Genomic DNA, 14552 nt, shown 5'->3' on the forward strand with positions numbered 1-14552 from the left:
CTGCCGGTTGTCAAGGATCGCTCCTGTTCTGAGTGTGAGGGACCGGGGATGACCGGTCACTCGAACTCCATGATCACGTCATCCACGGCAAGGCTGTCGCCGGGGCCCGCATTGAGCTTGGCCACGATGCCCTTCCTCTCGGCGCGCAGGATGTTTTCCATCTTCATCGCCTCGACGGTGCAGAGCGCCTGCCCCTCCTGCACCTCCTGGCCCACTTCGACATCGACCTTCACGATCAGGCCGGGCATCGGGCAGAGCAGCAGTTTGGAAGTATCGGGCGGCAGTTTCTCGGGCATCAGCTTCGACAGTTCCGCCTGGCGCGGGGTGCGTACATGCACCTTGAGGTCAGCGCCGCGCGTACGGATGCGGAAACCGCCCGGGATCTTGCCGGCCTTGAGCACCAGGGGCGCCCCATCGACGCTGAGCTTGGCAAGCTGGTCGCCCGGGGTCCAGTCGCTGGTGACCCGCATCGCGCCGCCCCCCTGGAAGGTGACGGTGGAGCCATCGTGGTCGGCGTCGATATGCACGGGGAAATCGGCGCCTTGCAGGCTGACGACCCATTCGGTGCCGACGCGGCGCTCGTGGTTGTCCATCCGGCCCGAAACGCGGGTGCGCCGGATCTCGGCCACCCGGTGCATCGCGGCGGCGGCTGCGGCCACCCGGCGCAGCTCGGTTTCGCCCAGGGCGACCCCTTCGAAGCCTTCGGGATATTCCTCGGCGATGAAGGCGGTGGTCATGTCGCCCGAGATGAATTTCGGGTGATCCATCACCGCGCTGAGGAAGGGCAGGTTGTGGCCGATGCCTTCGACCTCGAAACTGTCGAGCGCAATTCGCATCGCCTCGATCGCGGCGGCACGGGTCGGGCCCCAGGTGCAGAGCTTGGCGATCATCGGGTCGTAGTACATGCTGATCTCGCCGCCCTCGTAGACGCCGGTATCGTTGCGCACGGCCGTCTCGCCCTGAGGCGCCTCACCCTGCCATTTGCCGTTCACCAGCATCGGACCCGCAGCGGTTTCCGCTGGCGGGCGATAACGGGTCAGGCGGCCGATCGACGGCAGGAAGCCGCGATAGGGGTCTTCTGCGTAAAGCCGGTTCTCGATGGCCCAACCGGTCAGTTTCACGTCATCCTGAGTGATGCTGAGCGGTTCGCCTGCGGCCACGCGGATCATCTGTTCCACCAGGTCGACGCCGGTGATCAACTCGGTTACCGGGTGTTCCACCTGAAGGCGGGTGTTCATTTCGAGGAAGTAGAAGTTCTTCTCTCCATCGACGATGAATTCCACGGTGCCCGCGCTGGCATAACCCACGGCCTTGGCAAGCGCCACGGCCTGTTCGCCCATGGCGCGGCGGGTGGCCTCGTCGAGGAAGGGGCTGGGCGCCTCTTCGACGACCTTCTGGTTGCGGCGCTGGATCGAACATTCGCGCTCGCCGAGGTAGATGCCGTTGCCGTGCGTATCGCAGAGCACCTGGATCTCGATATGGCGCGGTTGCGTCACGAATTTCTCGATGAAGATGCGGTCGTCGCCAAACGAGTTCGCCGCCTCGTTCTTGGAGCTCTGGAAGCCTTCGCGCGCTTCCTGGTCGTTCCAGGCGATCCGCATGCCCTTGCCGCCGCCCCCGGCGCTGGCCTTGATCATCACCGGATAGCCGATCTCGTTCGAGATCTTCACCGCCTCGTCCGCATCCGCGATCAGGCCCATGTAGCCGGGAACGGTGGACACGCCTGCTTCTTGGGCGATCTTCTTCGAGGTGATCTTGTCGCCCATCGCCTCGATCGCGCCCTTGGGGGGGCCAACGAAGATCACGCCGGCGGCATCCAGCGCCTCGGCGAATTTCGCGTTCTCGGACAGGAAGCCATAGCCGGGATGAACCGCCTGTGCGCCGGTCGCCTTGATGGCGGCCATGACCTTGTCGATGACGATATAGGACTGGTTGGCGGGCGGCGGGCCGATATGAACCGCCTCGTCGGCCATCTGCACATGCAGCGCCTGCTTGTCGGCATCCGAATAGATGGCGACGGTCGAAATGCCCATCTTGCGCGCCGTCTTGATGACCCGGCAGGCAATCTCGCCCCGGTTGGCGATCAGGATCTTGTTGAACATGCGATGTCCTCTGTCTTGGAAAGGTCGGAACGCAAAACGCCGCTCCGGACCATCTGGTCCGAAACGGCGTTCCACGCGAATACGGCCGGGCCGGAGGCGGCCCGGATGATGTTTACGGCATCAGTTGCAGGTTTTTTCCACCTTGCAATAGAGAAGGTTGCCCGCCGCGCCGGCAGCGGCGCCGACCACAGGGTCGCCATCGACGACAAGCGAGGTAAGCAACCCCGCGCTGCCACCGTAAAGCGCCTGTTCGGTCGGCGTGTCGCCACAGGCGGCAAGGCCTGCGCACAGCGCCAGGCCGACGATGAGTTTCGATTTCTGCATTCTGCTCTTCCTTCGGTTCTATCCGAGTTTCGGAGCTGATCCTGAACCGGAGCGCCACCATCGCGCAAGCCATTCCGGAACACGGTAAAGATCTGCGCGACTTGCCGCCCAGATTCGGGGATTTCCGCCGATACCCGGCCCGACGATGTCGGGAAAAGGGCGAGCGGAGCGACACTTGGGGGATCGGACCGCCCGCTTAGGGAAGGGGTACGGAATTTTAGGCGCGTGACCGGCGCAGGCAGTTCCATGCCGACCACACCCCCAACGCTGACGCAAACGCGGCGCACGGCCAAGCCCCGTTTGGGGGCCCGCAAAATTTGGGCTGCATTTTGCCGAAAACCGTTGGGCCCTTGCGGTTTCATGCCGATCAGTCCTCTTCGAACACGGCCGGAAACGAGGCACGCGCCACCTCGACGGAAATGACCAGAAGCGCCTCGTAGCTGGTCGGATCAAACGGCTCTTCCGCTGCCACAACCTCGCGACCGAACAGCCAGCTGAGCCGGCCGGCGTCGAGATTGCCGCGTTCGAAGGGTTGGTCGCCGAAATGGTCCCAGAGCGCCCGCATGAACAACTCGTCGGCGCGCCGGTCCACCGCCTTGCGGTCACGATAGCGTTCCCGCCGGATCAGCGGCGTCACGCCCTTGGGGTTGGCGCGGCGAATCGTGAACTGGAAATCCGAGCCGGGCATGCGGCTGGGGAAACCGCGGTGTTTCAGCATGGCGCGCCCTCCTGGCCGGAGCGAGCCACGGGGTGCGGAACCGGCCCGAAAGCCGATCCCGCGAAAAGCTTACTTGTACTTGCCGGTGAACGTCGGCTCGGTCGAGATGGGCTCGATGATGACGAACTCTTCTTGTGGCGAGTTGTCACAAGCAGCCACGGCGCCGACAAAGGCGACCATGGCCACGAACTTGATGCACTTGGACATCTGTTTCTCCTACTGACATTAATGAAACCTGCAGAAGCTGCTGCTTCTGACTGCCTCACCCTTTCGGGGTCGGTTGCTCGTTGGCAACCGTGCCAGAGGATAGGGGAAATCGGGCCGGAAATACATCCGGGATAGGGCAAGTTCATGGCCTGTGACTCCAAAGTCGCAAAACTCCGCTCGTACGAAGATTGACCCGCAACATGTTGTAGCATCGTCAAAACTCCTCCCAGATACAGCGAGAGTCCTGGAGGCGGTAGGCCTCGAAATATTGTGTGGCGCCGGGTTGCGCTGTGCCGAAGTCGACCGGGCGGTCCGACATCGAGATCACCACGCGCGCGGGAGTGATCCCGCGGGTTTCCACGTATGGGACAGCGAGAATCTCGCACAGGTGCGCCATGTCGATGGCCGCCACATCATAGCCGATCTGGCCGGCCTGGCCGCCGATCTTAGGGGCAAGGAAGCGGAACCGCACCCAAAGCTCGCCCGGATTGTCGTCGAGCAGGACATCAGCCAGTTCCACCGGCTGGCCCGAAGGTACGGGCAAGAGCGCCTGAGCTCGCGCCGGAACCGCAAGAAATGCCAGACACGCCATGACACAAACGCAACCCCGGCCCCACGCAAAGCGGGCTCCTCCGGCCGGGGCTGCTGGCGCGACGCGTGCGGCGTGCGCTGTTCCGTGTCGAGTGGCGCGGATCATGGGGCTGATTCGTCCTTTGTGTCAAACTCTGTGGGAGAGATGATCTCGATCAGTTCCATGTCGTCGGAATGCCGGACCTCGCGATGCCTGATCCCCGGCGGTTGCAGCACGCAGGAGCCGGCGCGCAACATGTGCTCGCCCTGCCCTTCGTATTCGAAGACCACCCAGCCTTGCGTGACATAGACCATCTGGAAATCCAGATCGTGGCTGTGCCAGGCGCCGGGGCTTTCCATGCCCGGCACCGCGCGGATCACATGGGCGCCGAACCTGCCCTTGGTCGCGTCCTTGATGCCCAGGTCGCGGTATTCGAAAAAGGCGCGCAACCCCTGTCCGACGAAGGGGGAATTGTCGGCGTGGCTGACGGTGAAGGCCTGGTTTTTCCAAAGCTGGGTCATGGACTTACCAGATGATGATGGTCATAAACCGCAGGGGATTGCGGCCGACCTTCGGTATCGGTTGCGTGCTGCAGATAGACCGGGAAGCCGGCCTGCACGAGCGTTCCCTTCTGCGCGCATTCGGTGAAGATGTACTTGGCATTACCGGGTGTCCTGTCGAACCAGTCCGGGTCATCCAGAGTGCCTGTCATGACACCCACGAAATCCGGGAACCGCTCCAGTTCCAGGAACACGGTGGTCGAGCAGGTAGGGCAGGAATTCAGGTGGATTTTCTTGCCGCTGCCTTCGGACACATGGGTGTAGATGACGGGCGAACCCTGCACCAGCCGGAAGGCGCTGCCGGTGAAACCGGCAAGCGCGTTCATCGGCGTACCGGTCATCTTCTGGCAGAAGCGACAGGTGCACCATGTCAGACGCAGGGGCGGCGTGCTCAGCTCGTAGCGAAGCGCGCCGCACAGGCATCCACCGGCGTGGGGTTCGTCCATCACGGACCTCCTAGAGCGGAATGTTGTCGTGCTTCTTCCACGGCATCTGCGACTTCTTGTTGCGCAGGGAGGCAAAGGCCCGCGCCACGCGCTTGCGGGTCGACCGCGGCTGGATCACCTCGTCAATGAAACCGCGTTCGGCCGCCACGAAGGGGTTGGCAAAGCGGTCCTCGTAGTCCTTGGTGTGGGCCGCGATCTTCTCCGGGTCGTTCAGGTCGGCGCGATGGATGATCTCGGTCGCGCCCTTGGCGCCCATCACCGCCACCTCGGACGTCGGCCAGGCGTAGTTGATGTCGCCCTGCAGGTGCTTGGAACTCATCACCACGTAAGCGCCGCCATAGGCCTTGCGGGTGATGACCGTCACCTTTGGCACCGTCGCCTCGCCATAGGCGAAGAGCAGCTTGGCCCCGTGCTTGATGACGCCGCGATATTCCTGGCCCGTTCCGGGCAGGAAGCCCGGCACGTCCACGAAGGTCAGCAGCGGAATCTCGAACGCGTCGCAGAAGCGCACGAAACGCGCCGCCTTGCGGGAACTGTCGATGTCGAGGCAGCCCGCCAGAACCAGCGGCTGGTTCGCCACCACGCCCACGGTCTGGCCTTCGAGCCGGATGAAACCGGTGATGATGTTCTTGGCGAAATCTTCCTGGATCTCGTAAAAGTCGCCCTCGTCCGCGACCTTCAGGATCAGTTCCTTCATGTCATAAGGCGTGTTGGGGTTTTCCGGCACCAGCGTGTCGAGGCTGGCCTCGATCCGGCCCGGCTCGTCGAAGAACGGCCGCACGGGGGGCTTTTCGCGGTTGTTAAGCGGCAGGAAATCGACCAGGCGGCGCACTTCGGCCAGCGCCTCGACGTCGTTTTCAAAGGCCCCGTCGGCGACGCTGGACTTGCGTGTATGGGTCGAGGCACCGCCCAGTTCTTCTGCTGTCACCTGTTCGTTGGTCACAGTCTTCACCACGTCCGGGCCGGTCACGAACATGTAGGAGCTGTCCTTGACCATGAAGATGAAGTCGGTCATCGCGGGCGAGTAGACCGCGCCGCCCGCGCAGGGGCCCATGATCAGCGAAATCTGCGGCACCACGCCCGAGGCCATGATGTTGCGCTGGAACACCTCGCCATAGCCCGCAAGGCTGTCGACGCCTTCCTGGATCCGCGCGCCGCCCGAGTCGTTGATGCCGATCACCGGGGCGCCGTTCTGCATCGCCATGTCCATGATCTTGCAGATCTTCATCGCGTGGGTGGCAGAAACCGACCCGCCCAGGACGGTGAAGTCCTGACTGAAGACATAGACCATGCGGCCATTGATCGTGCCCCAGCCCGTCACGACGCCATCGCCGTAGGGGCGGTTCTTCTCCATGCCGAAATCGATGCAGCGATGCGCGACAAACATGTCGAACTCCTCGAAGGAGCCTTCGTCCAGCAACAACTCGATCCGCTCGCGGGCCGTCAGCTTGCCGCGCCCATGCTGGGCGTCGATCCGCGTTTGCCCGCCTCCCAGCCGCGCGGCCTCGCGGCGGGTTTCCAGCTCGGAAAGGATGTCTTTCATTGCGATTGTCCCTTGTGAAATTTGGCCGGACCATAGAGTGATCACCGGTGGAACCAAAGCGATATTCGGCAAATTTGCATATTATTGGCAAGCTCGTTTCAGCTAAATGCAAAATTGCTAATTAACATCTTAGTCCCAGCCCTCGGCATGGACACGGACCGGGGGCCGCCGTACATGTGAACCATGCAGTTCACTTCGCCCCCACCACAACGGACGCCCCCCAAACTGGTGACGCTGATCCTGTTGTCGGGCCTGTCGGCGCTGGGCATGAACATCTTTCTGCCCAGCCTTCCGAACATGACCGCATATTTCCAGACCGACTACCGGTTGATGCAGCTTTCGGTGGCGCTCTTTCTGGCAGTGAACGCGGCGATGCAGATCGTGATCGGCCCGATGGCAGACAAGGCCGGCCGGCGCCCTGTCATCCTGTGGGGGCTGGTACTTTTCATGGCCGCGACGCTTGGCTGCATCGTGGCGCCCACGGCCGAGGTCTTCCTGTTCTTCCGCATGTGCCAGGCGGTGGTCGCGGTCGGCATCGTGCTGAGCCGCGCCGCCGTGCGCGACATGTACGAACAGGACCAGGCCGCCTCGATGCTGGGCTGGGTAACGATGGGCATGGCGGTCGTGCCGATGATCGGGCCGATGATCGGCGGCCAACTGGATCAGATCTTTGGCTGGCAGGCGAATTTCTGGCTGCTTTTTGCGCTCGGCGGGCTGGCGCTGGCACTTACCTATGTCGATTTCGGAGAGACGGCGCTGAAAAGCGGCAAGACCCTGGTGCAGCAATTCCGCGAGTATCCCGAACTTCTGACCTCGCCCCGGTTCTGGGGCTATTCGCTTGCCAGCGGGTTCTCGTCGGGGGCGTTCTTCGCCTATCTGGGCGGAGCGCCTTTCGTCAGCACCGAGGTATTCGGGATGGAACCGGGCCGCATGGGCCTGTTCTTTGGCGCCCCGGCGGTGGGGTACTTCACCGGAAACTTCCTGAGCGGCGCTTTTTCGATCCGGGTCGGGGTCAACCGAATGATCCTGCTGGGAAACCTGATGAACGCGCTGGGCATCGTGCTGTCGCTGACCGCGATGATCGCGGGCATGGGCAACGAATACACGTTCTTTGGGTTCATGACACTTGTCGGTGTCGGTAACGGCATGTCAATTCCCAATGCCACAGCCGGCGCGTTGTCGGTGCGACCACATCTGGCCGGCAGCGCTTCGGGGCTGAACGGGGCGATCATGTTGGGCGGGGGCGCGGCGCTGAGCGCGCTCGCAGGGGCGCTGCTGACACCGGAAACCGGCGCGATGCCGCTCTTGTGGCTGATGCTGGCCACGGCGGTTCTGGGCGTTCTGGCGATACTCGTGGTGATCCTGAGAGAGCGTCGATTGGGCCTGTGACCGCTTGCCCGGCACGATTTGCAAAGTTAATCTGACAATACGTCAAACCTGCAAAGACACCCGATGGCCACCCAGAAACTCTATGCCGGCGCCAAGCTGCGCGAGATCCGCAACCGCCTGTCACTGACGCAAAAGGATTTCGCCGCCAAGCTGGGCGTGTCGCTGCCCTATCTGAACCAGATGGAGAACAACAACCGCCCGGTCTCGACCTCGGTCGTTCTGGCGCTGGCGCAGGAATTCGGGCTGGATGTCACCGAACTCAGCACCGGCGACAGCGAAAGGCTGGTCAGCGACATGCGCGAGGCGCTGGCCGACCCGATCTTTGCCGACGCGATGCCGCCGCTGGCCGACCTGCGCCTGACCGCGTCCAACGCACCGGCACTGGCGCGCGCCTTCATCGAGTTGCACCGCACTTACCGGCAGACGCATGAGAGGCTGGCCTCGCTCGACGAGGCGCTGGGGCGCGAGGATGCCCGTATCCAGGCCAGCCCCTGGGAAGAGGTGCGCGATTTCTTCCACTATTGCGACAATTACATCGACGCCGTGGATCACGCGGCAGAGCGGTTCGCAACACGCGCGCAGACCGAGGGCGGCACGAGGGCGGCGGCACTGGCAGCGTTGACCGAACGCGGCGTGACGGTCGAAATCGCCGATGTCGAAGCCTTGCGCCAGTATGATGCCGCCGGTCGCAAGCTGCAACTGTCGTCCCGCTCGGCGCCTCAGACGCAGGTGTTCCAGCTGCTCCTGCAAGTGGCGCTGCTGGGCCAGAATTCGCTGCTGGAGGCGACGCTGGATTTTGCCCGGTTCCACAGCGAAGAGGCGCGCGCCATCGCCAAGATCGGGCTTGCCAACTATTTTGCAGGGGCGGCGCTGATGCCCTACGGCGCTTTCCTGGAGGCGGCCCAGAAAACCCGGCACGACCTCGAACTTCTCAGCACAAGGTTCGGCGCCTCGATCGAACAGGTGGCGCACCGGCTGTCCACGATGCAGCGGCCCGGGGCCAAGGGCATCCCCTTCTTCTTCGTCCGGGTCGACCAGGCGGGCACGATCACAAAACGCCACTCGGCCACGCGGCTGCAATTCGCCCGCTTTGGCGGCGCCTGCCCGCTATGGAACGTGCACCGCGCCTTCGAAACGCCCGGCCATTTCCTGCGCCAGCTGGCCGAGACGCCGGACGGGGTGCGTTATATTTCGCTGGCGCGCGATGTGTCCAAGCCGGGCGGCTCCTTCGGAGCGCCGGTGCGGCGCTACGCGATCGCGCTGGGCTGCGAGGTGCGGCATGCCGACCAGCTTGTCTATGCCGACACCCTTGATGTCAGCAATGCCAGCGCCTATGAGCCGATCGGCATCTCCTGCCGGATCTGCGAACGCAAGACCTGCCACCAGCGGTCGGTTCCCCCCCTGGAAAGACGGCTCAGCATCAATACCGACCGGCGCGGCACCCTGCCCTACGAGGTCAACTGAACCGAAAAGCCCGGCAAACGTGGCGCTCTTGATCTTTTCGAAAATACTCCGGGAGAAACAGGCGACGGGGGCAACGCCCCCGCCCCATTCACGGATCAGGCTTTCGACAGGATCCCCCAGATCTCGTCCTTCAGCGCCGCGCGTTTCTTGCGCAGCGTGACCTCGGCCAGCTCCTCCATCGGCTCGACGTTGGTCTCGGCCCGGTGCACGGCCCGGTTCACCTCGTGATATTCGTCCGCCAGTCTGGAGAAATGCGCGTCCGACTGTTTGAGCTGGCTCATCAGGTCGATCTTTTCGGGAAATTCCTCGGCCAGTTCATGCGGGGTATGGGACATCCGTTCGCTCCTTTTCTCAATGTCGACACCGAGGCTAGACGCCCGCTTGCGCGCCGGCTTTGACAGGGATCAAACCGCGCGCGATGCCCCAGATTTTTCGTCGAAAAATCTTGGGCCCGGCATCAGCGTTGCGCGGCTTCCCAGCGCGGGCTGATCCAGGGGCGGTCATTGGCGCGCGGCAGCGGATCGCGGCCCAGGATATGATCCGACATCTTCTCGCCCACCATGATCGAGGGCGCGTTCAGGTTGCCATTGGTGATCTGCGGAAAGATCGAGCTGTCGGCCACCCGCAGCCGCTCGACCCCGATCACCCGCCCCTGCCCGTCGACCACCGCGTTGCGGTCGTCGGCGCGGCCCATGCGGCAGGTGCCGCAGGGGTGATAGGCGCTTTCGGCATGTTCGGCGATGAAGGCGTTCAGTTCCTCATCGCTCTGTACTGCCGCCCCCGGCTGGATCTCCTTGCCGGCATAGGGCTTGAATGCCTCCTGCCCGAAGATCTCGCGTGTCAGCCGGATGCAGGTGCGGAAATCGGCCCAGTCCTTTTCATGGCTCATGTAGTTGAAGCGGATCACCGGCGCGTCCTGGGCCTGCGCCGAGCGCAGGCTAACCGTCCCGCGCGAAGGTGAGCGCATCGGCCCGACATGGGCCTGGAAGCCGTGGCCCTCGGCCGCGGCCTTGCCGTCGTAGCGCACCGCGATGGGCAGGAAGTGGTACTGGATGTCCGGATAGGGCACGCCGGGCTGCGATCGGATGAAGGCGGCGCTTTCAAACTGGTTCGAGGCGCCCAGTCCGGTCCCGGTGAACAGCCATTGCGCGCCGATCGCCGCCTTTCCGACCAGGTTCCAGTATTTGTAGAGCGTCACCGGCTGGATCGCGGCCTGCTGGATGTAAAGCTCCAGATGGTCCTGCAGGTTTGCCCCGACGCCGGGGCGGTCGGCCAGGACCGGAACCCCGTGTTCGGCCAGATGCGCGGCCGGCCCGATTCCCGACAGCATCAGGAGCTTGGGCGAGTTGATTGAGGAGGCGGCAATGATCACCTCACGCCGGGCCCGGACGGTTTCGGTCTTGCCGCCCCGGATGATCTCGACCCCGGTTGCGCGGCCCTCGTCCAGCACCACGCGGGCCGCCAGCCCGCGCACCACCTCGCAGTTGTCCCGCTTGAGCGCCGGTTTCAGATAGGCATTGGCCGCCGACCAGCGCCGTCCTTTCCAGACGGTCTGTTCCATCGGGCCGAAGCCTTCCTGCTTTTCGCCGTTGTAGTCGCCGGTCAGTTCGTAGCCCGCCTGCCGCCCGGCCTCGACAAAGGCCCTGAACAGCGGATTGCAACGCGGTCCGCGGGTGACGTGCAGCGGCCCGTCGCTACCGCGCCAGGCCGGGTCGCCACCATGACCGCCGTCATGCCAGGTCTCCATCCGCTTGAAATAGGGCAGCACGTCGGCATAGGACCAGCCGTCGGCGCCCATCTCGGCCCAGGTATCGAAATCCATCGCGTGGCCGCGCACATAGACCATGCCGTTGATCGAGGACGAGCCCCCGATCACCTTGCCGCGCGGGCAGACCAATCGGCGGTTGTTCAGGTTCGGTTCGGGCTCGGACAGGTAGCCCCAGTCGTAGCGCGACATGTTCATCGGATAGCTGAGCGCGGCGGGCATCTGGATGAACGGCCCCACGTCGGTGCCGCCATGCTCGATCACCAGCACCGACGCCCCTGCCTCGCTGAGCCTGTAGGCCATTGCGCAGCCCGCGCTGCCGGCCCCGACGATGACAAAATCCGCTTCCATTCGCCTGTCTCCTGCTGCGCACCGTGCTGTATCCGAACCGGGCCCGACACCACGGAACCGGAGATCTAACACAGCATTGCAAATGGACAAACAATTTCTTGTATGATCATACAAGTTTTTTCCAGACCTTTCAACTTGAACCCCGTAAAGCATTGCCCAATATGGCGCCATGGAACGAAAACGCATTCGCGACATCCGCAATGACGAACTGGTCGAGGCCGCGATCCGATCGATTCACGGGTGTGGATTCGGCCGCGTCACCATGGCCGAGATCGCGCGCGAAGCCGGCGCATCGGCAGCGTCGATCAACTATTACTTCGGCAGCAAGGACCGGCTGATGGAAGAAACGATGCGGCGTCTGCTGTCGGTGCTGCGGACGGCCACGCTGGCGCGGCTGGTGGACACGCGGACACCGCGCGAGCGACTCGTCGCCATTGTCGAGGCGAATTTCGACGACACGCTGTTCACGCCGGCGCAATGTTCGGTCTGGATCCAGTTCTGGGCCAATGCGCCTTATGCGCCATCGCTGGCGCGGCTGCACCGGATCAACCGGGCCAGGGTGGCAAGCAATATCCGTCGAGAATTGCGGCAACTGGTGCCGGAACCGGCGCGCGAGCGGCTGCAAATGACGATCCAGGCCTATATGGATGGGGTCTGGACCGAGGCCGCGCAGGGGGGGGCCGTGCCCGATGCGGCATCTGCGCGCGCGGATGCGCGGGCCTTGACGGAACTGCTGCTGGACCAGGGGCGCTAAAAACGAAAACAGGGCGCGATTGCCTTTTCATTTCGCACCGAACCTTGACTATGCTGGGTGGACCTCCGGCAAGTACGGAGAGGTCAGAGAGGGACCATGCCATGCATCGCGACGAATTGACGAAGCGTTTCCGGGATCTGCATGTTTCGGGTACTCCGTTGGTAATGCCGAATCCCTGGGACATCGGGTCGGCCAAGGTGATGGCGCGGCTGGGCGCAAAGGCGCTGGCGACGACCTCGTCCGGGCATGGTTTCACGCTGGGTCTGACCGACGGAGGCCGGATTCCCCGCGAGGTCGCCCTGCACCACGCTGCCGAGATTTGCGCCGCTGTCGATGTGCCGGTCAACGGCGATTTCGAAAACGGGTTTGGCGACAGTCCCGAAACCGTGGCCGAGACCGTCAGGCTGGCGGCCGAAGCAGGCCTGTCCGGGGTTTCGATCGAGGACAGCGCCGTCCCGTCGAAAGGCTCTTATCCGTTCGACCTGGCTCTTGCCCGGATCGAGGCGGCGGTCGCGGCCGCCCACGCGGCGGGCATCGTGCTGACCGCCCGGGCGGATGGCTGGCTGATGCGCAACTATGATCAGGCCGAGGCGTTGCGCCGATGCCGGGCCTTTGCCGAGGCGGGTGCCGACGTGATCTATGCGCCGCTTGTCGATGCCGAGATCACCCGCGCGCTGGTCGCCACCGGGACGCCGGTCAACCTGCTGGCCGCGGGCGATATGCGGGATCTGACGGCCCAGCAGATGGGCGCGCTGGGGGTTGCCCGAATCTCCATCGGTGGCGGGTTGGCCCGGGTGACGCAACAGGTCATTCTGGACGCCACCCGCGCAATGCTGGAGCAGGGCGATTTCACCGTGCTGAAAGGCGCGGCCAACGTGGCCGAAATCGAGGCTTTGCTGAACGGGTAAGACCGCCGGAGCGCCGGGCATTCAGCGGATACGATAGACCTTTGACACGATGCGCCAACTGCCCTCGTGCAACAGCAGCGTGAGATAATCGTCAAAGCGCATGCCGGCCCAGTCGTTTTCGACATGGACCATCGCGATGTCCCCCTGAACCGAAACGGATCTGATCGCCCAGAACGGATCGGTTTCCGCATCGGCCGCCTCCTCGCACATGGCGATGAACGCGTCGCGGGAGTTCCAGAGCAACTCCCCTTCGTAATGACCAACCTCGCTGGCCTTGTCGAAGAAGATGCGCTCCAGCGCGGGCCGGTCGCCCCGGGTCATGGCCATCACGTAGGTTCGCACAAGCTCGGTCAGAGCAGCGATGTCTTGCCGGCGCGACATGGTCGACCCCCGTTGCTGCGGTCTGGCCGATCATGCCGGAAATGGGCGCGAAGTGGAAGAAGATTGGCGCAGAGCAGCCCTAGCCCGCCAGATAGGCCGCGAAGGCGTCGAAGCTGACGTTGCCGCCGGTGGCGAAGAGGACGACGGTCCGGTCCCGGACAGGCACCGCCCCCGACAGCGCCGCCGCCAGCGCCACCGCGCCCGAGGGTTCGAGCACCAGTTTCAGCCGTTCGAAGGCAAAGCGCATCGCCGCGCGCACCTCGGTGTCGCCCACCGACACGCCCGCTACCCCCGCGGCGCGTGCGGCGGCAAAAGGCGCGGCGCCGGGCTGGGTCGCCTGAAGCGCGTCGCAGATCGTCGGCAGGCCGCTGGCGACGCGCTGGATCTCCCCGTCAGCCAGCGAGGCGCCCATGGCGTCGTAGCCGCGCGGCTCGACACCGAAGATGCGGACCGCGGGCGCGGCATGGTGGAAGGCGAGCGAAACACCCCCCAGCAGACCGCCACCGCCCACCGGGCAGACAACGATATCCGGGGCAGCATCCAGCCGCGACAGCTGGTCGAGCGCCTCGAGCCCCGCCCCGGCCTGACCGGCGACGATGTCCGGATCGTCGAAGGGATGCAGCAGCACAAGCCCCTGGGTTTCGGCAATATCGCGCGCCAGGGCGCTGGCTGCCTCTTCGCGCGGGCGTTCTCCGTGGTGGCTGAGCACGACGCGCGCGCCATAGCCTTCGGTGGCGATGCGCTTGGGTTCGGGCGCGTCGACCGGCATGACGATGGTCACCGGCACACCCTGCGCACGGCCCGCCGCCGCGAGCCCCTGGGCGAAGTTGCCCGAGGAATAGGCGACCACGCCGCGTTGCCGTTCTTCCGCCCCAAGCCGCGTCAACCGCCAGTAGGCACCGCGGATCTTGAAACTGCCGGCCCATTGCAGGCTTTCGGCCTTGACGAAGACGCGCGCGGCACCGATCTCGCGGGCCAGCGCCTCGCTTTCCAGCAGCGGTGTGCGCTGGGTGGCCTGCGAGGTGACCGCATAGGCGGCGCGCAGGTCAGCGGCCGATGGCAGGGACAT

At 64.3% G+C, this 14552-nt stretch carries 16 protein-coding genes; 4 read left to right on the top strand and 12 right to left on the bottom strand.

From position 1 onward, the window contains the following. Positions 1-56: 56 nt before the first annotated feature. The 8 genes from BLT75_RS02815 to BLT75_RS02845 all read right to left on the bottom strand — a co-directional run bounded on the left by BLT75_RS02815 (position 57) and on the right by BLT75_RS02845 (position 6471). Positions 57-2102 carry an acetyl-CoA carboxylase biotin carboxylase subunit gene (locus BLT75_RS02815; RefSeq protein WP_093027530.1) on the bottom strand — a complete coding sequence of 682 codons (2046 nt, stop codon included), beginning with the start codon at positions 2100-2102 and terminating at the stop codon, positions 57-59. Between the two features lie 120 nt (positions 2103-2222). Continuing rightward, positions 2223-2426 (bottom strand): hypothetical protein, encoded by a 204-nt coding sequence (locus tag BLT75_RS02820; RefSeq protein ID WP_093027532.1) that lies wholly within the window; start codon positions 2424-2426, stop codon positions 2223-2225. 367 nt (positions 2427-2793) lie between these two features. Continuing rightward, a complete protein-coding gene (locus BLT75_RS02825; protein WP_093027534.1) occupies positions 2794-3144 on the bottom strand; it encodes a hypothetical protein in 351 nt (116 codons plus the stop codon). Positions 3145-3213: 69 nt separating this feature from the next. After that, entirely contained in the window at positions 3214-3351 is a 138-nt protein-coding gene (locus BLT75_RS24295; protein ID WP_176827819.1) for a hypothetical protein, read from the bottom strand. Positions 3352-3565: 214 nt separating this feature from the next. Next, positions 3566-3943, bottom strand: a complete 378-nt coding sequence (locus BLT75_RS02830; RefSeq protein ID WP_342726789.1) for a DUF6497 family protein — start codon at positions 3941-3943, stop codon at positions 3566-3568. A 101-nt stretch (positions 3944-4044) separates the two neighbouring features. Continuing rightward, positions 4045-4443, bottom strand: coding sequence for a cupin domain-containing protein (locus BLT75_RS02835; RefSeq protein WP_093027538.1), 399 nt, complete (start codon positions 4441-4443; stop codon positions 4045-4047). Then, entirely contained in the window at positions 4440-4928 is a 489-nt protein-coding gene (locus BLT75_RS02840) for a GFA family protein (protein ID WP_093027540.1), read from the bottom strand. Before BLT75_RS02840 ends, BLT75_RS02835 begins: the two co-directional genes overlap by 4 nt. A 10-nt stretch (positions 4929-4938) precedes the next feature. Continuing rightward, complete coding sequence (locus BLT75_RS02845; protein ID WP_093027542.1) at positions 4939-6471, bottom strand: acyl-CoA carboxylase subunit beta; 1533 nt, start codon at positions 6469-6471, stop codon at positions 4939-4941. A 183-nt stretch (positions 6472-6654) separates the two neighbouring features. Between BLT75_RS02845 and BLT75_RS02850 the strand changes: the two genes are divergently transcribed. Next, entirely contained in the window at positions 6655-7860 is a 1206-nt protein-coding gene (locus BLT75_RS02850) for a multidrug effflux MFS transporter (protein WP_093027544.1), read from the top strand. A 63-nt stretch (positions 7861-7923) separates the two neighbouring features. Then, on the top strand, positions 7924-9324 hold the full coding sequence (locus BLT75_RS02855) for a helix-turn-helix domain-containing protein (RefSeq protein ID WP_093027546.1): 1401 nt from the start codon (positions 7924-7926) through the stop codon (positions 9322-9324). A gap of 95 nt (positions 9325-9419) precedes the next feature. Here the strand turns inward: BLT75_RS02855 and BLT75_RS02860 are convergent, their stop codons facing one another. Both BLT75_RS02860 and betA read right to left on the bottom strand, forming a co-directional pair. Next, complete coding sequence (locus BLT75_RS02860) at positions 9420-9659, bottom strand: HP1242/YdcH family protein (protein ID WP_093027548.1); 240 nt, start codon at positions 9657-9659, stop codon at positions 9420-9422. Between the two features lie 122 nt (positions 9660-9781). Continuing rightward, positions 9782-11440 (bottom strand): choline dehydrogenase, encoded by a 1659-nt coding sequence (gene betA / locus BLT75_RS02865; protein ID WP_093027550.1) that lies wholly within the window; start codon positions 11438-11440, stop codon positions 9782-9784. A 169-nt stretch (positions 11441-11609) separates the two neighbouring features. Here betA and betI point away from each other — a divergent pair, with 169 nt between their 5' ends. Together betI and BLT75_RS02875 are read left to right on the top strand one after the other, a co-directional pair. After that, a complete protein-coding gene (gene betI, locus BLT75_RS02870; protein ID WP_093027552.1) occupies positions 11610-12194 on the top strand; it encodes a choline-binding transcriptional repressor BetI in 585 nt (194 codons plus the stop codon). 101 nt (positions 12195-12295) lie between these two features. Next, a complete protein-coding gene (locus BLT75_RS02875; RefSeq protein WP_093027554.1) occupies positions 12296-13102 on the top strand; it encodes an isocitrate lyase/PEP mutase family protein in 807 nt (268 codons plus the stop codon). Between the two features lie 21 nt (positions 13103-13123). Here the strand turns inward: BLT75_RS02875 and BLT75_RS02880 are convergent, their stop codons facing one another. Together BLT75_RS02880 and BLT75_RS02885 are read right to left on the bottom strand one after the other, a co-directional pair. After that, the gene (locus BLT75_RS02880; RefSeq protein WP_093027556.1) at positions 13124-13483 is read right to left on the bottom strand and encodes a nuclear transport factor 2 family protein; all 360 of its coding nucleotides are present in this window, start codon (positions 13481-13483) and stop codon (positions 13124-13126) included. A gap of 79 nt (positions 13484-13562) precedes the next feature. After that, positions 13563-14552 carry a threonine ammonia-lyase gene (locus BLT75_RS02885; RefSeq protein ID WP_093027558.1) on the bottom strand — a complete coding sequence of 330 codons (990 nt, stop codon included), beginning with the start codon at positions 14550-14552 and terminating at the stop codon, positions 13563-13565.

The organism is Ruegeria marina, assembly GCF_900101475.1.
In the GTDB taxonomy this organism is placed as follows: domain Bacteria; phylum Pseudomonadota; class Alphaproteobacteria; order Rhodobacterales; family Rhodobacteraceae; genus Ruegeria_B; species Ruegeria_B marina.

Bases quoted from the DNA above. Each gene is read 5' to 3' on its own strand.
- BLT75_RS02815 (WP_093027530.1), bottom strand. From the start codon at position 2,102: ATGTTCAACAAGATCCTGATCGCCAACCGGGGCGAGATTGCCTGCCGG.
- BLT75_RS02820 (WP_093027532.1), bottom strand. From the start codon at position 2,426: ATGCAGAAATCGAAACTCATCGTCGGCCTGGCGCTGTGCGCAGGCCTT.
- BLT75_RS02825 (WP_093027534.1), bottom strand. From the start codon at position 3,144: ATGCTGAAACACCGCGGTTTCCCCAGCCGCATGCCCGGCTCGGATTTC.
- BLT75_RS24295 (WP_176827819.1), bottom strand. From the start codon at position 3,351: ATGTCCAAGTGCATCAAGTTCGTGGCCATGGTCGCCTTTGTCGGCGCC.
- BLT75_RS02830 (WP_342726789.1), bottom strand. From the start codon at position 3,943: ATGGCGTGTCTGGCATTTCTTGCGGTTCCGGCGCGAGCTCAGGCGCTC.
- BLT75_RS02835 (WP_093027538.1), bottom strand. From the start codon at position 4,443: ATGACCCAGCTTTGGAAAAACCAGGCCTTCACCGTCAGCCACGCCGAC.
- BLT75_RS02840 (WP_093027540.1), bottom strand. From the start codon at position 4,928: ATGGACGAACCCCACGCCGGTGGATGCCTGTGCGGCGCGCTTCGCTAC.
- BLT75_RS02845 (WP_093027542.1), bottom strand. From the start codon at position 6,471: ATGAAAGACATCCTTTCCGAGCTGGAAACCCGCCGCGAGGCCGCGCGG.
- BLT75_RS02850 (WP_093027544.1), top strand. From the start codon at position 6,655: ATGCAGTTCACTTCGCCCCCACCACAACGGACGCCCCCCAAACTGGTG.
- BLT75_RS02855 (WP_093027546.1), top strand. From the start codon at position 7,924: ATGGCCACCCAGAAACTCTATGCCGGCGCCAAGCTGCGCGAGATCCGC.
- BLT75_RS02860 (WP_093027548.1), bottom strand. From the start codon at position 9,659: ATGTCCCATACCCCGCATGAACTGGCCGAGGAATTTCCCGAAAAGATC.
- betA (WP_093027550.1), bottom strand. From the start codon at position 11,440: ATGGAAGCGGATTTTGTCATCGTCGGGGCCGGCAGCGCGGGCTGCGCA.
- betI (WP_093027552.1), top strand. From the start codon at position 11,610: ATGGAACGAAAACGCATTCGCGACATCCGCAATGACGAACTGGTCGAG.
- BLT75_RS02875 (WP_093027554.1), top strand. From the start codon at position 12,296: ATGCATCGCGACGAATTGACGAAGCGTTTCCGGGATCTGCATGTTTCG.
- BLT75_RS02880 (WP_093027556.1), bottom strand. From the start codon at position 13,483: ATGTCGCGCCGGCAAGACATCGCTGCTCTGACCGAGCTTGTGCGAACC.
- BLT75_RS02885 (WP_093027558.1), bottom strand. From the start codon at position 14,552: ATGTCCCTGCCATCGGCCGCTGACCTGCGCGCCGCCTATGCGGTCACC.